The 15,115-nt window shown below is 62.7% G+C and carries 17 protein-coding genes; 14 read left to right on the top strand and 3 right to left on the bottom strand.

Features of this window, described 5'->3' with window-relative positions; translation table 11 throughout:
* From NKJ58_RS02740 to NKJ58_RS02715, 6 genes are all read left to right on the top strand, one after another.
* The gene (locus tag NKJ58_RS02740; RefSeq protein ID WP_023670998.1) at nucleotides 1-417 is read left to right on the top strand and encodes a hypothetical protein; all 417 of its coding nucleotides are present in this window, start codon (nucleotides 1-3) and stop codon (nucleotides 415-417) included.
* A gap of 110 nt (nucleotides 418-527) precedes the next feature.
* On the top strand, nucleotides 528-815 hold the full coding sequence (gatC, locus tag NKJ58_RS02735; RefSeq protein ID WP_023670999.1) for an Asp-tRNA(Asn)/Glu-tRNA(Gln) amidotransferase subunit GatC: 288 nt from the start codon (nucleotides 528-530) through the stop codon (nucleotides 813-815).
* 7 nt (nucleotides 816-822) lie between these two features.
* Nucleotides 823-1,278, top strand: coding sequence for a GNAT family N-acetyltransferase (locus tag NKJ58_RS02730; RefSeq protein ID WP_023726661.1), 456 nt, complete (start codon nucleotides 823-825; stop codon nucleotides 1,276-1,278).
* Entirely contained in the window at nucleotides 1,278-2,843 is a 1,566-nt protein-coding gene (locus tag NKJ58_RS02725; protein ID WP_023752220.1) for an amidase, read from the top strand. The genes NKJ58_RS02730 and NKJ58_RS02725 overlap by 1 nt, the downstream gene beginning before the upstream one ends.
* Nucleotide 2,844: 1 nt before the next feature.
* Nucleotides 2,845-3,375 carry a hypothetical protein gene (locus NKJ58_RS02720; protein ID WP_352653624.1) on the top strand — a complete coding sequence of 177 codons (531 nt, stop codon included), beginning with the start codon at nucleotides 2,845-2,847 and terminating at the stop codon, nucleotides 3,373-3,375.
* Nucleotides 3,376-3,382: 7 nt separating this feature from the next.
* Nucleotides 3,383-4,180 carry a YdcF family protein gene (locus NKJ58_RS02715; RefSeq protein WP_023752222.1) on the top strand — a complete coding sequence of 266 codons (798 nt, stop codon included), beginning with the start codon at nucleotides 3,383-3,385 and terminating at the stop codon, nucleotides 4,178-4,180.
* Here the strand turns inward: NKJ58_RS02715 and NKJ58_RS02710 are convergent.
* On the bottom strand, nucleotides 4,129-4,872 hold the full coding sequence (locus NKJ58_RS02710) for a DUF599 domain-containing protein (protein WP_023671004.1): 744 nt from the start codon (nucleotides 4,870-4,872) through the stop codon (nucleotides 4,129-4,131). The genes NKJ58_RS02715 and NKJ58_RS02710 overlap by 52 nt on opposite strands.
* Before the next feature lie 273 nt (nucleotides 4,873-5,145).
* Here NKJ58_RS02710 and NKJ58_RS02705 point away from each other — a divergent pair, with 273 nt between their 5' ends.
* The 4 genes from NKJ58_RS02705 (at nucleotide 5,146) to NKJ58_RS02690 (ending at nucleotide 8,598) form a co-directional block, all read left to right on the top strand.
* A complete protein-coding gene (locus NKJ58_RS02705) occupies nucleotides 5,146-6,549 on the top strand; it encodes an L-serine ammonia-lyase (RefSeq protein WP_023724370.1) in 1,404 nt (467 codons plus the stop codon).
* A 78-nt stretch (nucleotides 6,550-6,627) separates the two neighbouring features.
* Nucleotides 6,628-7,065 (top strand): DUF1489 family protein, encoded by a 438-nt coding sequence (locus NKJ58_RS02700; protein ID WP_023752223.1) that lies wholly within the window; start codon nucleotides 6,628-6,630, stop codon nucleotides 7,063-7,065.
* 103 nt (nucleotides 7,066-7,168) lie between these two features.
* Entirely contained in the window at nucleotides 7,169-7,900 is a 732-nt protein-coding gene (locus NKJ58_RS02695; protein WP_023752224.1) for a hypothetical protein, read from the top strand.
* Entirely contained in the window at nucleotides 7,900-8,598 is a 699-nt protein-coding gene (locus NKJ58_RS02690) for a DnaJ domain-containing protein (RefSeq protein ID WP_023752225.1), read from the top strand. The genes NKJ58_RS02695 and NKJ58_RS02690 overlap by 1 nt, the downstream gene beginning before the upstream one ends.
* A gap of 46 nt (nucleotides 8,599-8,644) precedes the next feature.
* Here NKJ58_RS02690 and NKJ58_RS02685 read toward each other — a convergent pair whose 3' ends face one another.
* The gene (locus tag NKJ58_RS02685) at nucleotides 8,645-10,039 is read right to left on the bottom strand and encodes an SPOR domain-containing protein (protein WP_352852768.1); all 1,395 of its coding nucleotides are present in this window, start codon (nucleotides 10,037-10,039) and stop codon (nucleotides 8,645-8,647) included.
* Between the two features lie 68 nt (nucleotides 10,040-10,107).
* On the opposite strand from NKJ58_RS02685, the gene NKJ58_RS02680 reads away from it, so the two are divergent.
* The 4 genes from NKJ58_RS02680 to clpA all read left to right on the top strand — a co-directional run bounded on the left by NKJ58_RS02680 (nucleotide 10,108) and on the right by clpA (nucleotide 13,807).
* Nucleotides 10,108-10,383: a hypothetical protein gene (locus tag NKJ58_RS02680; protein WP_156931558.1), complete on the top strand. Its 276-nt coding sequence runs from the start codon at nucleotides 10,108-10,110 to the stop codon at nucleotides 10,381-10,383.
* Nucleotides 10,380-10,709, top strand: coding sequence for a phasin family protein (locus NKJ58_RS02675; RefSeq protein WP_023671011.1), 330 nt, complete (start codon nucleotides 10,380-10,382; stop codon nucleotides 10,707-10,709). Before NKJ58_RS02680 ends, NKJ58_RS02675 begins: the two co-directional genes overlap by 4 nt.
* A gap of 275 nt (nucleotides 10,710-10,984) precedes the next feature.
* Nucleotides 10,985-11,311, top strand: a complete 327-nt coding sequence (clpS, locus tag NKJ58_RS02670; protein WP_023671012.1) for an ATP-dependent Clp protease adapter ClpS — start codon at nucleotides 10,985-10,987, stop codon at nucleotides 11,309-11,311.
* A 6-nt stretch (nucleotides 11,312-11,317) separates the two neighbouring features.
* Nucleotides 11,318-13,807, top strand: coding sequence for an ATP-dependent Clp protease ATP-binding subunit ClpA (gene clpA, locus NKJ58_RS02665; RefSeq protein WP_023684681.1), 2,490 nt, complete (start codon nucleotides 11,318-11,320; stop codon nucleotides 13,805-13,807).
* Nucleotides 13,808-13,906: 99 nt separating this feature from the next.
* Here clpA and NKJ58_RS02660 read toward each other — a convergent pair whose 3' ends face one another.
* Nucleotides 13,907-15,049: a phosphatase PAP2 family protein gene (locus tag NKJ58_RS02660; RefSeq protein WP_245259918.1), complete on the bottom strand. Its 1,143-nt coding sequence runs from the start codon at nucleotides 15,047-15,049 to the stop codon at nucleotides 13,907-13,909.
* Nucleotides 15,050-15,115: the final 66 nt, after the last annotated feature.

Below are 15,115 nucleotides of genomic sequence, written 5' to 3'. Positions count from 1 at the left end.
ATGGGTTTGAGAGAGACTCTTTGCGTTTCGATGCTGGTCGCTGCGTCGCCCGCATCCGCCGCCGAGGACTTCATCAAGGGCGTTTACCTCCAGACCCAGGAGCTTTGCGCGCAAGCCAAAAAGGACACGCTGCAGACGCTGATTGACACCGGCAATGTCATCTTGTCGGCGGACGGCCTGCAAAGCGTCGAGTATAATTGCGAGTTCGTCCAGGTCACCAAGGCGACGCGCTCGCCGAGCTGGGCGGTCACTGCCATCTGCCAGGAGCCGGGCTTTCTCTTTCCCGATATACTGTCGATCACGCAGATGAACGCGACCCAAATCGACATCGTCTCGGTGCGCCCGACCGCCGACGAAGGCGAGCAGGCCGGCAATGGCGGCAGCTATTATCTGTGCGAGGGTGTATCGCTGCCCTAGGCTGAAATGCCGCCCTGGCATGAACGGGCTCTATCCCCAAGCACGATCGATGTTGCGCGGCACGCGCCACGCCGCTATAGCGCCATCTGGTTTTCCCAAAGGCTAAAGACATGTCCGTTGATCTGCAAACTGTGAAGCGCGTCGCGCGTCTCGCCCGCATTGCGGTGAGCGAGGAGGATGCCGAGCGCATGACCGGCGAGCTGAACGCCATTCTGGGCTTTGTCGAGCAGCTGAACGAGGTCGATGTCTCCGGCGTCGAACCGATGACATCGGTGACGCCGATGGAGATGAAGAAGCGCCAAGACATCGTCACCGACGGCAACAAGGCTGCCGATATCGTCGCCAACGCGCCGGCCACTGACGAGAATTTCTTCCTCGTGCCGAAGGTCGTGGAGTAGCTGGCCGATGGCAATCGAGATCGCCGTCGAAACGCCGCTGCAGGACGATGTCCGCGCTTTGGTCGAGGAGCTCAACGCGACGCTGCTCGAACTGACGCCGCCGGAGCATTGCTACCATCTGACGGTCGAGCAGATGGCTGGCGACGACACCACCGTGTTCATCGCCCGCGACGACGGGCAAGCCATCGGTTGCGGCGCGCTGAAGCGCCATGACGCCCGCGTCGGTGAGGTCAAGCGCATGTACACGCGGCCCTCGCATCGCGGCAGGAAGATCGGCGCCAAGATCGTCGAGCATGTCGAAACGCTGGCGCGCAGCGAAGGGCTGAAGCGCCTGGTGCTTGAAACCGGCGACCGCCATCCCGCCGCCTGGACCGTCTACGAACGCGCCGGCTTCTCGCGCTGCGGGCCGGTGCTGGATTATCCCGATTCCGAGTGGTCGGTGTTTTACGAAAAGAGCCTTTGATGAGCGGATTGACCCATCTGACAATTTCGCAGGCGCGCGCCAAGCTGCGCGCCAAGGAGATTTCGGCCGTCGAAATCACCGAGGCCTATCTCGGTGCCATCGAGCGCGCCAATCCGGTGCTCAATGCCTACATCGTCGTCACCGGCGACAAGGCGCGCGATATGGCCAAAGCTTCCGACGCCAGGCTCGCCAAGGGCCAGGGCGGTGCGCTGGAAGGCATCCCGCTCGGCATCAAGGACCTGTTCGGCACCGAAGGTATCCACACCCAGGCCTGCAGCCATGTGCTGGACGGCTTCAAGCCGCGCTACGAATCGACCGTCACCGCCAATCTGTGGGCAGACGGCGCCGTCATGCTGGGCAAGCTTAACATGGACGAGTTCGCCATGGGCTCGTCCAACGAGACCTCCTATTACGGCCCTGTCGTCAATCCGTGGCGGCGTTCGCGCCTCGACACGGTGGTGATGCCGACCACGCATCAGGGCGATGGCGGTTTCGTTTCGGCCGGCGGCACCAAGACCGCGCGCACGCTGGACAATGCCCAACTGGTGCCGGGGGGCTCGTCGGGGGGCTCGGCTTCCGCCGTCTCGGCTTTCCTGTGCGCCGGCGCCACCGCCACCGACACCGGCGGCTCGATCCGCCAGCCAGCCGCCTTCACCGGCACCGTCGGCATCAAGCCGACCTATGGCCGCTGCTCGCGCTGGGGCATCGTCGCCTTCGCTTCGTCGCTCGATCAGGCCGGCCCGATCGCCCGGGACGTGCGCGATGCCGCGATCATGCTGAAGTCCATGGCCTCGGTCGACCCCAAGGACACCACTTCCGTCGACCGGCCGGTGCCGGATTACGAGGCGGCGATCGGCAAACCGATCAGGGGCATGAAGGTCGGCATTCCCCGGGAATACCGCGTCGACGGCATGCCGGAAGAGATCGAGGCGCTGTGGCAGAAGGGCATTGCCTGGCTCAGGGATGCCGGCGCCGAGATCGTCGACATCTCGCTGCCGCACACCAAATACGCTTTGCCGGCTTATTATATCGTTGCGCCCGCCGAAGCGTCATCCAATCTGGCGCGCTATGACGGCGTCCGCTACGGCCTGCGCGTGCCGGGCCAGGACATTGTCGACATGTACGAAAAGACCCGAGCCGCCGGGTTCGGTCGGGAGGTCAAGCGTCGCATCATGATCGGCACCTATGTGCTGTCGGCAGGCTATTACGATGCCTACTATCTGCAGGCGCAGAAGGTGCGCAATTTGATCAAGCGCGACTTCGAGACGGTTTTTGCCGACGGCGTCGACGTCATCCTGACGCCGGCGACGCCGTCGGCCGCCTTCGGCATCGCCGACGAGGACATGGCCGCCGATCCGGTGAAAATGTACCTCAACGACATTTTCACGGTGACCGTGAACATGGCCGGACTGCCGGGCATTGCCGTGCCAGCCGGCCTCGATGCCAAGGGACTGCCGCTCGGCCTGCAACTGATTGGCCGTCCCTTCGACGAGGAAACCCTGTTCCAGACAGCCGCCGTCATCGAGCAGGCGGCGGGAACCTTCCAGCCGGAGAAGTGGTGGTAGCATGCCGCCTCCGTCTCGCATTTCCATCGTCGAGACGGGAAACGAACTGCTGATCACGAACCCGCCACGCACCTCGGATTTCAGGACAGTCTTTGTCCTGATCGGGGCCGCGATCGTCGCCTACACCGGCTACATGGGATTGACGGATATGTCGTCCGCAACGCTCACCAGCGGCACGCTCGGCCTGCTGTCCTTCGTGGCGGTCATTGCCCTCTTCACCTATTTCCTGGGCAAGGATTTCATCTGGCGGGTGTTCGGCAGGGAAACCCTGCGGCTGACCGACACCGCAGCCGTGCGCTCGGTGAGGGGTTCTTTGCGAAATCGGTGGTCACTGCCTTTGAAAGGGCATCTTAGGGTCGAAATCCTCGACCACACCTATCCCACGGACGAAGTGGAACTGTCGGAAGTCATCAGCTTAACCAACGCGAACGGCGTGCTTGTTTTCGGCAGGGAGTTAAGCCGCCTCGAAGCGGAAGCGGTAGCGAGTGCGGTCGAGCACTTCATCGGCCGTCACAATTTGAGCTGGAGATAGGCAGGCAATGTTCTTCTATCTCTCCAAGATATTCTGGTTCTTCGTCCAACCACTCAACCTGGCGATCTTCCTGCTGCTTGCCGGCTTGCTCGCGGCGCTGATCGGCCGCCGGCGATTGGCGGCGACGGGCAGTGTGTTCGCCTTCCTGATTCTGGCGCTGTCGGCCTGGACGTCGCTTGGCGCCATGATGCTCAATCCGCTCGAAGAGCGCTTCCCAAAGCCGCCGCTGCCGCGGAAGGTCGACGGCATTGTCGTGCTCGGCGGCGGCTTCGAGGGCGCCATCAACTTGGCGCGCGGCGGCTATGAGCTGAATTCGGGCGGCGACCGCATGGTCGAGGCGGCGATCATTGCCCGGCGCTTTCCCGAGGCGAAAGTGGTTATCTCCGGCGGCACCGGTGAACTGTTCATCAATGGCGAGGGCGATGCGGCCACCGCGCCGCGCCTGCTCGGTGCGCTTGGCGTCGACGCCGATCGCCTGATGCTCGAGAACAAATCCCGCAACACCTATGAGAATGCGGTCTTCACCAAGGAACTGGTAACGCCGAAACCGGGCGAGACCTGGCTGCTGGTGACCTCCGCCTTCCACATGCCGCGCGCCAAGGCGCTGTTCGACAAGGCCGGCTTTCAGACGGTCCCGTGGCCTGTCGACTATCGCACCTCGGGCAAGGAAGGCTTTGGCCTGTTTCGCGACAACGCACCCGATTCGCTGCAGACCACGACCATGGCGATCCGCGAATGGATCGGGCTCGCCGCCTATTGGCTATCGGGCCGGATCGACCAGCTTTTCCCCGGCCCGGGCGGCTGACCGATCACCGCTTGTCGCGCCGCTGAAAAGAACTGGCGCCGCACCAGCACCGCCAGAAGCAGCAGCGTCGACAGCACGAACACGATCGGGTCGACGAACCAGCCGAGATAGCCGATCGAGAAGAACACCGCGCGCAGCCCTGAATTGAAGTGCTTGCCGGCCAGCATGTTCATGCGCGCCGCGCGCCACACCGCCGTTTCGCTGACCGGGTTGCGTGACGCCTCGCCATAGGGGATCGGCACCGCGCCAATCAGGATCGTGCAGTAGTTGAAGAGACGGTAGGCCCAGCCGAACTTGAAGAAGGCGAAGGCCAGGATCAGCACCAGGCCAAAGACCTTGATCTGGAAGGCGGAGCGCGATGAGGTCGCGTTCAACGGCAGGTCGTTCAGCACGGCAAGGACCTGATCCGAGGCGCCAAGCAGCGCGAAACAGCCACCGAGCGCAATCAGCGAACTGGAGGCGAAAAAGGCGGTGCCTTGCTGCAGGCCGCTCATGATGGCGGTGTCGACGATGCGGATTTCGCGCTCGGCCATGGTGCGCATCCAGGCCTCGCGCTGCACGTTCATGGCCATCGTCAACGACACCCGGCTGACCAGTCTGCCGTCGGACGCCAGCGTATGCAGCAACCAGGCGAGCAGGAAGAAAGCCAGCGCCGCCAGATCGGCCGTCGACAGGTGGAAGGAATCGCCCATGCCCCCTTTTACCACAGGCAAAGCGGTCAGTTCGATGCTCCAAAGCATGTCGCCCAGAAGTGAGCTTCGGTTCTGGGACAACGACATGCATTAAAACAAGAACTTAAAGCGCGTCGCATGAATCCGTTTTCAGCGCGACGCGCTTTAAGCCGGTGATGTCGCTGCCGGAGCAAACAAGGTCGGCAGGTGCAGCGCCGCAATCCGCAAAACAGCACAAACATCATGGAAAGTCCTATATGTAGGCCTTGATCTCATTTCCGGAGACGGCGCAGCGTGTTTCTTTCGGTTTTCGACCTGTTCAAGATCGGCATCGGACCGTCGAGTTCGCACACGATGGGACCGATGACGGCGGCGCGGCGGTTTCTCGACGAGATCGCCGGAGATGACTGGCCGCGCCCGGCCGGCGTCAAGGTCGATCGCATTGGCGCCAGCCTGCACGGCTCGCTCGCCTATACCGGTATCGGCCATGGCTCGGATCGCGCCGTTGTCCTCGGCCTTGCTGGCCTGACACCGCAGACGGTCGATCCCGATCAGGTCGAGGGCATCGCCACGCGCATCGCAGCCGAGAAGCGGATATCGCCCCGCGGCCATCCCTCCTACCGCTTCGATCCGGCGACGGATCTGGTGCTCGACCGCAAGACGTCGCTCACCGGCCACGCCAACGGCATGGCCTTCTACGCTTACGATGCCGGCGACCGGCTGCTGCTCAAGCGCATCTATTATTCCATCGGCGGCGGCTTCGTGGTGTCCGAGGAAGAGCTGCAGCGGATAAAGGTGAAGGGCTCGGTGACCACAGAAGGCAAGAAGGTGCCCTATCCCTTCAAGAATGCCGTCGAGATGCTGAAGATGGCAGGCAAAAGCGGCCTGTCTATCGCCGACATGAAGCGCATCAATGAAGAGACGCATATGTCGCGCGAGGAGCTCGACAGCGGCCTCGATGCGATCTGGGGCGCTATGAAGGGCTGCATCGACCGCGGCCTGTCGCAGGACGGCATCATGCCGGGCGGGCTGAAAGTGCGCCGTCGTGCCCGCATGCTGCACGACAAGCTGCAGGAGCAATGGCAGCAGAACAAGCCCAACCCTTTGCTGGCCAATGACTGGCTGTCGATCTACGCCATGGCGGTGAACGAAGAGAACGCCGCCGGTGGACGCGTCGTCACCGCGCCGACCAATGGCGCGGCCGGCACATTGCCGGCTGTGCTGCGTTACTGGCTGCATTTCCACCCCGAGGCCGACCAGCCGAGCATCCGCGACTTCCTGCTCACGGCGGCCGCCGTCGGCGGCATCATCAAGACCAATGCCTCAATCTCCGGCGCCGAGGTCGGCTGCCAGGGCGAGGTCGGTTCGGCCTCGGCGATGGCTGCCGCGGGTCTCTGCGCCGTGATGGGCGGCACGCCCGAGCAGGTCGAGAACGCCGCCGAAATCGCGCTCGAACATCATCTCGGCATGACTTGCGATCCGGTCGGCGGTCTGGTCCAAGTGCCTTGCATCGAGCGCAACGCGCTCGGCGCCGTCAAGGCGGTCACCGCCGCCTCTCTGGCGATCAAAGGCGACGGCGTCCATTTCGTGCCGCTCGACGCCGCGATCGAAACAATGCGCCAGACGGGCCTCGACATGAACGAGAAGTACAAGGAAACCAGCCTTGGTGGGCTCGCCGTCAATGTCGTGGAATGCTGACCGTGCAACGCCACTGGCACTGTGGAGAAGTCGGGCAGGGCCGTTGACGCAATCGCGCGCCGGACTAAACCTTAAGCGATGGCACTCAATCTCCTAAAACTGTGCGTCGGTTGCGACAGCGTCGAGGACCTCGAAGAATGGATCGCCTTCCGCCTCGATGAGCGCCGCCGCGCCGGCGAACCCGCCGAGCACTGGCACACCACCCGCATGGTGCCTACGCGCGGCGCCGAGGTCACCGATGGCGGTTCGCTTTATTGGGTGATCAAGGGCAGCGTGCAATGCCGCCAGCTGATCACTGATATCAGGCCCTTCACGGACGATGAAGGCATCGGCCGTTGCCGCCTGATGCTCGACCTCGACGTGGTGCGCACCGACTGGCAGCCGCGCCGCGCCTTCCAGGGCTGGCGTTATCTCAGACCTTCGGATGCGCCCGCCGATATCGGCAAGGGCAAGGCCGGAATGGTCGAGATGCCGCCGAAACTGAAGCGCGAGCTCGCCGATCTGGGCTTGCTGTAGAGCCAAGGGCGCGGCCGCTTCTCCCAGAGCGTCGAGCGCTGGCCCTTCATCTTGTCCAAGGCTGGACTTGCAAGGGGCCCGACAACGCCACATCTTGCTTCTTATGAGCGACAAGAAGCAGCGCGTGCCCGCAAGGGCCAGTCCTGCGCCGGTCAAGCCTCAATCCAATGCCGGCGAGATCGACGCCTTCATCCGTCAGGCCCGGACGCTTGCCGCGTCCGCGACCGGCTCCGGGCGGCTGATCCTTGCGCTCGACGCCACGATGAGCCGCCAGCCGACCTGGGATCTCGCCACCAAGCTGCAGGGCGAAATGTTCGACGCCGTCGGCAAGGCCGGAACTCTCAGCGTCCAACTGGCCTATTTTCGCGGGTTGGGCGAGTGCCGCTCGTCGGCTTTTGTCGCCGATACTGATGCCCTGAAGCAGCTGATGACGCGGATCGACTGCCGTGCCGGCCACACCCAGATCGGCAAGGTGCTGGCGCATGCGCTAAAGGAAACGGCGGCGGCCAAGGTCAACGCTCTGGTCTATATCGGCGACGCCATGGAAGAGGATATCGACGAGCTGGCGCAGAAGGCCGGCAGCCTCGGTCTGCACGGCGTTCCCGTCTTCGTCTTCCAGGAAGGCCATGATCCCGGCGCAGAAAAGGCGTTCAAGGAGATTGCGCGGCTGTCCAAAGGGGCTTGGTTCCGATTTGATCGGCGGGCTGCCGCGACCTTGGCCGGGCTGCTTTCGGCGGTTGCCGTCTATGCGACCGGCGGATTGAAGGCGCTCGAGGCAAGGGACAGGCCGGGAGACCGGCTGCTGATCGAGCATCTCAGGGGCGGCGGGAATTGATGGGCGCTATCATTGCACTTGTTGCACTTTTTCTGGTGCTGCTCGGCGCGGCGACGATCTTTGTCCGCGCCGATGCGCAAAGACTGGCAAGCGGCATGCGCACGCTCGGGCCGGTGCTTCTGGCGCTGGTCGGGCTTGCCGTTCTGGTGGTCGGGCGCGAAGGCATTGCCGGCCTCATCCTGGCCGCGGCCCTTGCCTGGTACGGTTCGATGCGAATGAAGCGGCCGTCGGTCGGGCCGGCGCCCGGCAAGCGCTCGACGGTGCGGACCGCCGCACTGGAAATGGAGCTTGATCACGATACGGGCGGGCTTGAAGGCCTGGTTCTGGCCGGCCGCCATGAAGGCAAGATGCTGGGCGCGATGGGCCTGGCCGAGCTGCAGCAGCTTTACCGCGAACTCCCCGGCGACCCGGAGAGCCGCCAGCTCCTAGAGACGTATCTTGACGGCCGTTTTCCCGTCTGGCGCAAAGACGCTGAGGCGAACGGTGGCGAAGGGCTGGGTGTTGCGCCAGGTGCGGGCGCCATGACTAAGGAGGAGGCCTACAAGATCCTTGGTCTTGAAGCGGGGGCCGCCGCGGCGGATGTCCGCAAGGCGCACCGCCGCCTGATGCAGCGCCTGCACCCCGACATCGGCGGCACGTCTTTCCTGGCGGCGCGGATCAACGAAGCCAAGGACGTCTTGCTCTCCAATCACAACTAGTCTCCTTCGACGCAGTAAATTTCCGGGAGATGGTTCCGACGCCGCCCTACTGTTGGACGGCGTAGCAGGCGATTTTCTTTTTCTTCAGGGCATTGCAGGCATTCCAGGCCGCGTCCTTCGAGCGGAAGCCGCCGAACCGGGCGCGGTAATAGGTCTCGCCATCCTTTTCGAAGGCGACGGTGAAACCGGAAGCAGCCCCAAGAACTTTGGGCGCCTGCTTGGCGGTCTTGTCGAGGAAAGCCTGGGCTTCGGACTGCTTGGGCGACGACGCCACCTGCACCGCCCAACCAGCCGGCACCGAGGCCGTGTTGACCGGGTCGACCGCCTGTGGGGATACAGGCGTGGGTTCGGCATAGGCAGCCACAATCTGCGCAGTTTCGACCTTCGGCGCCGTCACGATGACGGTCTTGACCTTCCTGGTCTTGACGACGGGGGCGGGATCTTCGACCGCGGCCACCGTCTGTTCGTCGGCAGACTGGCCTTCAGCAGACTCCTCGTCAGCGGATGTCGGATCGTCATTGGACGCTACGGCATCGTCTTCAACGATCGGCTTGCCATCCGGCGTCGGCGCGTCATGCTTGGGCAGGAAGACCTTGGCCAGCGCCTTGACCGGATTGTCGCCGCCGGCCTTGGCGACCAGGGCGCCGCCGCCGCGGGTCGATGCGCGCGGCATGTAGGCGTTGATCAGGCCGGCCATCTGGTTGTCGCGGCTGCGCCCCGAAGTGCCGCCCATGACGACGGCGACGAGGCGGCGGTTGCCATCCGAAACCGACGAGACGAGGTTGAAGCCGGAGGCGCGGGTATAGCCGGTCTTGATGCCGTCGACGCCCTTGATGCGGCCGAGCAGACGGTTGTGGCCATTGATGCGCTGGCGGCCGTAAAGGAAGGAGCGCTGCGAGAAATAGCCGTAATACTGCGGATAATGTTCCCTGAGCGCTATGCCGAGCATCGCCATGTCGTGGGCGGTTGTGAACTGGCCGGGATCGGGCAGGCCGTTGGCATTGCGAAACACGGTGCCGTCCATGCCGAGCGCGCGCGCCTTGGCGGTCATCATGCGGGCGAAATTGCTTTCGCTGCCGCCGAGCAGTTCGCCGAGCGCGGTCGCCGAATCATTGGCCGACTTGGTCACCATCGACAGGATGGCGGTTTCGACCGAAACCGCTCCGCCCGCCTTGACGCCGAGCTTGGTCGGCGGTTCGGCCGCCGCTTTGGCCGAGAACGGCACGGGCGTGTTCCTGCTGATCCGGCCCTTCGCCATGGCCTCGAAGGTCAGATAGAGCGTCATCATCTTGGTCAGCGACGCCGGGTAGCGCCGGCCGTTGGCATCGGACGAATAAAGCACCTTGCCGGTCTTGGCGTCGACGACGATCGCCGAAGACCTGGCGGCCATCGAGGACGCGGCATCCGCAACGACAAATGACATCGCCAAAGCGAGGATCATGATCGTTTTGAGGGAAGATGCGGATTTTGAACCGAAGACCGACAACGCCTGACGCACTGATAGTTCCTTTGAAACTCATTGCCATGGAGGCGGCAAAGGGATCCGACCTCACTTGTCGTCAAACTATCGCGGCCAGCGTTACCAATCCGTTTATGGTAACCGGCGCGTTCACCATTTTCCTCGGGCTTGAGCCTTTCTTTATTCGAATTTTAGCTGTTGCCGGCGCAGCGCGGCCTGATGCCGCTGTAATCTTGACTTTTGTGCAGCGCACAATATATTCTCGTGCATTGCACAATTGCGCTCAGGCAAGGGCGCTTCAAAACGCCAAGGGAAACGTCAAATGACCCAGACCTACGAGGACTTCTCGAAATACGGCAAGGAGTTTGCCGATACCGGATTGAAGAGCTTCACCTCGCTCTCCAAGGGCGCGCAGGCGATCGCCACCGAAGCTGGCGAATACACCAAGAAGAGCTTCGAAGCCGGTAGCGCCGCGGTCGAAAAGCTGTTCTCCGCCAAGTCGCTGGAAAAGGCGGTCGAGATCCAGTCCGACTTCGCCAAGCAGAGCTATGAGAGCTTCGTTGCCGAGGCGACCAAGTTCGGCGATCTCTATGCCGATCTCGCCAAGGAGGCTTACAAGCCCTTCGAATCGATTGTCGCCAAGGCGAAGTAATTTCGCTCGAGAATACCAGGCACGGCCTTTCGGGCTTGCAAAACAGACCCGGTCGCGGATGCGCGGCCGGGTTTTTTCATGCCGGTTCAATTCCGGGGCTTTGGCGGTTCACGATTTTGAAAATCGCCTCGGTTTCCCCACCTAGCCATATTGTCAGCTAACAAGAAGGGCTTAAAATCGTCCATCGAACACCTACATATCGAACTCGCATGGGGATTCGAAAGAGGCAGGACTACGTGACTTCAGGTTTGACTGCCACGACAAGCGTGGTGCGGATGCAAAGTGACGGCGACGGCAATGAGGCCGGTCGCGGCACAGCCGTCATTACGCGCACGAAGACCAAGACCAAGAAGCCCAGCCTTTACAGGGTCCTCATCCTCAACGACGACTACACGCCCATGGAGTTCGTGGTTCACGTCCTGGAGCGTTTTTTTCAAAAGGACCGCGAAGCCGCCACACGCATCATGCTTCATGTTCACAATCATGGGGTGGGAGAGTGCGGGGTCTATACATTCGAGGTGGCCGAGACCAAAGTGTCTCAGGTCATGGATTTCGCCCGACAGAATCAGCATCCGCTGCAATGCGTGATGGAGAAGAAGTGAGGTAACATGCCGGCTTTCTCCCAAGGCCTGGAAAAGGCGCTTCACCAGGCGCTGACGCTCGCCAATGAGCGGCACCATGAATATGCAACCCTAGAACATCTGCTGCTCGCCCTCATCGACGACACTGAGGCGGCCGCCGTTATGCGCGCCTGCAACGTCGATCTCGACGAGCTGAAGCACACCGTTCTGACCTATATCGACACCGAACTCGACAATCTGGTCACCGGTTACGATGAGGATTCCAAGCCGACCGCCGGCTTCCAGCGCGTCATCCAGCGCGCCGTGATCCATGTGCAGTCATCCGGCCGCGAGGAAGTGTCCGGCGCCAACGTGCTCGTCGCCATCTTTGCCGAGCGCGAGAGCCATGCCGCTTATTTCCTGCAGGAACAGCAGATGACCCGCTACGACGCGGTCAACTACATCTCGCACGGCATCGCCAAGCGCCCCGGCGCATCGGAGACGCGCTCGCCGCGCGGCGCCGATGACGAGCAGGGCGGCCAGAACGGCGCCGAGCCGCAGGAGGAAGGCGGCAAGAAGAAGCAGCAGCAGGATGCGCTGACGGCTTATTGCGTCAACCTCAACAACAAGGCCAAGGCCGGCAAGATCGATCCGCTGATCGGCCGCGAGAGCGAAATCAACCGCACCATCCAGGTGCTGTGCCGCCGCTCCAAGAACAACCCGCTCTATGTCGGCGATCCCGGCGTCGGCAAGACGGCGATTGCCGAAGGCCTGGCCAAGCGCATCGTCGAGGGCGATGTGCCCGAAGTGCTGCAGGACGCCACCATCTTCGCGCTCGACATGGGCACGCTGTTGGCCGGCACGCGCTATCGCGGCGATTTCGAAGAGCGGCTGAAGCAGGTCGTCAAGGAGCTCGAGGATTATCCGGGCGCCGTGCTGTTCATCGACGAGATCCACACCGTGATCGGGGCCGGCGCCACGTCAGGCGGCGCGATGGATGCGTCGAACCTGTTGAAGCCGGCGCTGTCTTCGGGAGCCATCCGCTGCATCGGCTCGACCACTTACAAGGAGTTCCGCCAGTTCTTCGAGAAGGACCGCGCTCTGGTGCGGCGCTTCCAGAAGATCGACGTCAACGAGCCGACCATCGAGGACGCCATCGAGATCATGAAGGGCCTCAAGCCCTATTATGAGGAATTCCACAAGGTGAAGTTCACCAACGAGGCGATCAAGGCTTCGGTGGAACTGTCGGCCCGCTACATCAACGACCGCAAGCTGCCGGACAAGGCGATCGACGTGATCGACGAGACCGGCGCCTCGCAGATGCTGGTGCCGGAAGCCAAGCGCAAGAAGACGATCGGCATCAAGGAGATCGAAGCCACGATCGCCACGATGGCCCGCATCCCGCCGAAGACGGTTTCGGCAGACGACGAGAAGGTGCTGCAAGGCCTCGACATCGAGCTGAAGCGCGTCGTCTATGGCCAGGACACCGCCATCACCGCGCTGACCTCGGCGATCAAGCTGGCGCGTGCCGGCCTGCGCGAACCGGAAAAGCCGATCGGCTCCTACCTGTTCTCAGGCCCGACCGGCGTCGGCAAGACCGAAGTCGCCAAGCAGTTGGCTGCCTCGCTCGGCGTCGAGCTGATCCGCTTCGACATGTCGGAATATATGGAACGCCACACCGTCTCGCGGTTGATCGGCGCGCCTCCCGGCTATGTCGGCTTCGACCAGGGCGGTCTGCTTACCGACGGGGTCGACCAGCATCCGCACTGCGTGCTCTTGCTGGATGAAGTCGAGAAGGCGCATCCGGACCTGTTCAACATCCTGTTGCAGGTCATGGACCACGGCAAGCTGACCGACCACAACGGCAAGCAGATCGACTTCCGCAACGTCATCCTGATCATGACCACCAATGCGGGCGCATCGGATGCGCAGCGCGCGGCGATCGGTTTCGGATCGACCAAGCGCGAAGGCGACGATGTCGAGGCCATCAACCGGTTGTTCACGCCGGAGTTCCGCAACCGTCTCGATGCGATCATCCCGTTCGGCTCTCTGCCGGTCCCGGTCATCCACCAGGTGGTGCAGAAGTTCGTCATGCAGCTCGAGGCCCAGCTCTCCGAGCGGGGCGTCACCTTCGACCTGTCGTCCGACGCGATCGCCTGGCTGGCCGACAAGGGCTATGATGAGCGCATGGGTGCGCGGCCGCTCGGCCGGGTCATCCAGGAGCACATCAAGAAGCCGTTGGCCGACGAGGTGCTGTTCGGCAAGCTCAAGAAGGGCGGCACGGTGCGCGTCACCGTCGAGAAGAAGGAAACCGGCGAAACCGGCCTGAAGCTCGAATCACTGGCCGACGAAGCCCCGGTGCAGCCGAAGCAGGAGCCGGAAGAGACGCCGAAAGCCCGCAAGGCGGTGGCCAAGAAGCCCGTCGCCAAGAAGGCGGTGGCGCAGAAGCCTCAGCCCAAGGGCAAGGACGAGCCTGAGCCCAAGGGCAAGGATGGCGGCAAGCGCAGCCTGGTGCCGCAACTGCCGCGCAAGAGCTGAAAGGTTCGCCTATGAAGGGCCCGGTGACGGGCCCTTTTTTCATTGGCTGGCCGGTTTGCCGACACAGCGCCCCTGCTTTTCAGGGCAGATGTTGTTAGGTCAGGCGGCGACGCCCTCGGGTGCAAACTTGCCCAGGAAGTACCCGCACGCCTTCCAGATGGCGATCGAAATCAGAACGCTCGCATAGCCATCCACGGCATAATGCCAGCCAAGGACGACCGAGCCGACCATGATGATTGCGGCGAATGCCCACATCAAAAGGCCGGCCAACCGTGAGCGGCGTGTTGCATAAAGCGCGAAAAGCACCGCCATCGCTACATGCATGGACGGGAAGGCGGATATGCCGAGACTGCCTGGCGTCGCCCCGATATAGCCGCTCCACACAATGTCCTGCGTGCTGAGCGCCCAGATCGGATAGATGCGATCGGCGGCGGCGAGTGCTTGCATCAGGGAATGATAGTCGCTGCCCAGCCCCAGTCGCTCGTAAAAGCACGGCCCTGCCGAAGACAGGCCCATCGCCAGGAAAAAACCCGCCAGTATCCACACGAGCATGAAGCTCATCAGGAACTGGTGACGCAGCTTCGTGTCCGTGCGCGTGATGCAAGCGATGAAGACCGAGGCGATAAGGACGACGAACCAGGAATTGTAAGCCAGGTTGAACGATCTTACGGCGAGCGGCGACTGGACGATAAACCACAGCCATTCATGGGGCGCTCGGCCGAAATGCAGCACCCGGTCGGCCTGAGCCAATGCGTGATCCCATGCGAATGGCGAAAGGATCGCGACCGCGCCTTTCAACACACCGAAAGCGGATATGAGCGCAATGCACGCGGCCAGACCATTCAGGCTGTTGGCGTTGCGCTCGGCGTCGCCGAAGACGCCGCCGATCGATCGCAGAAAAGTGCCGAGCGGCTCAGGATCCCGCTTGATGAGTGCAAGGTGAAAAAAGCTGCCGAGTGCGAAGGCGCAGCCACCGATCCAGAAAGCGAAAAGAAGGTATTGGGAATAGTCTTCCAGCACGCCGAAATCCGGCATGTTTCCGGTGCGCAGGCCGACCGCGGCTGCCAAAAGCAGGGCAGCGATGGCCATCGCGTGCAGCAGGCGGTGTCGCCGGTACGCGTCCGCCAAGGTGCGCAGAAAGGCCCGCCCGGCAGCTGCTTTTACCAACGGCTCTGATGTCGCAACCGAATGTTCCACGATTTTGAAAACCCAAACGCATCCCGGTACGGAGCACGTTATCACGGCGTGGTTTGATATTTTCCTAACCGACGTGGTGGATTGTGGCTGAGCGCATCGCCCTGAGGCGCG

Origin of the sequence: Mesorhizobium sp. M0139, assembly GCF_040322455.1 — a bacterium.
Taxonomy (GTDB): domain Bacteria; phylum Pseudomonadota; class Alphaproteobacteria; order Rhizobiales; family Rhizobiaceae; genus Mesorhizobium.
Note: the sequence above shows the minus strand (reverse complement) of the source record. Positions and strands in the feature narration are given on the sequence as shown.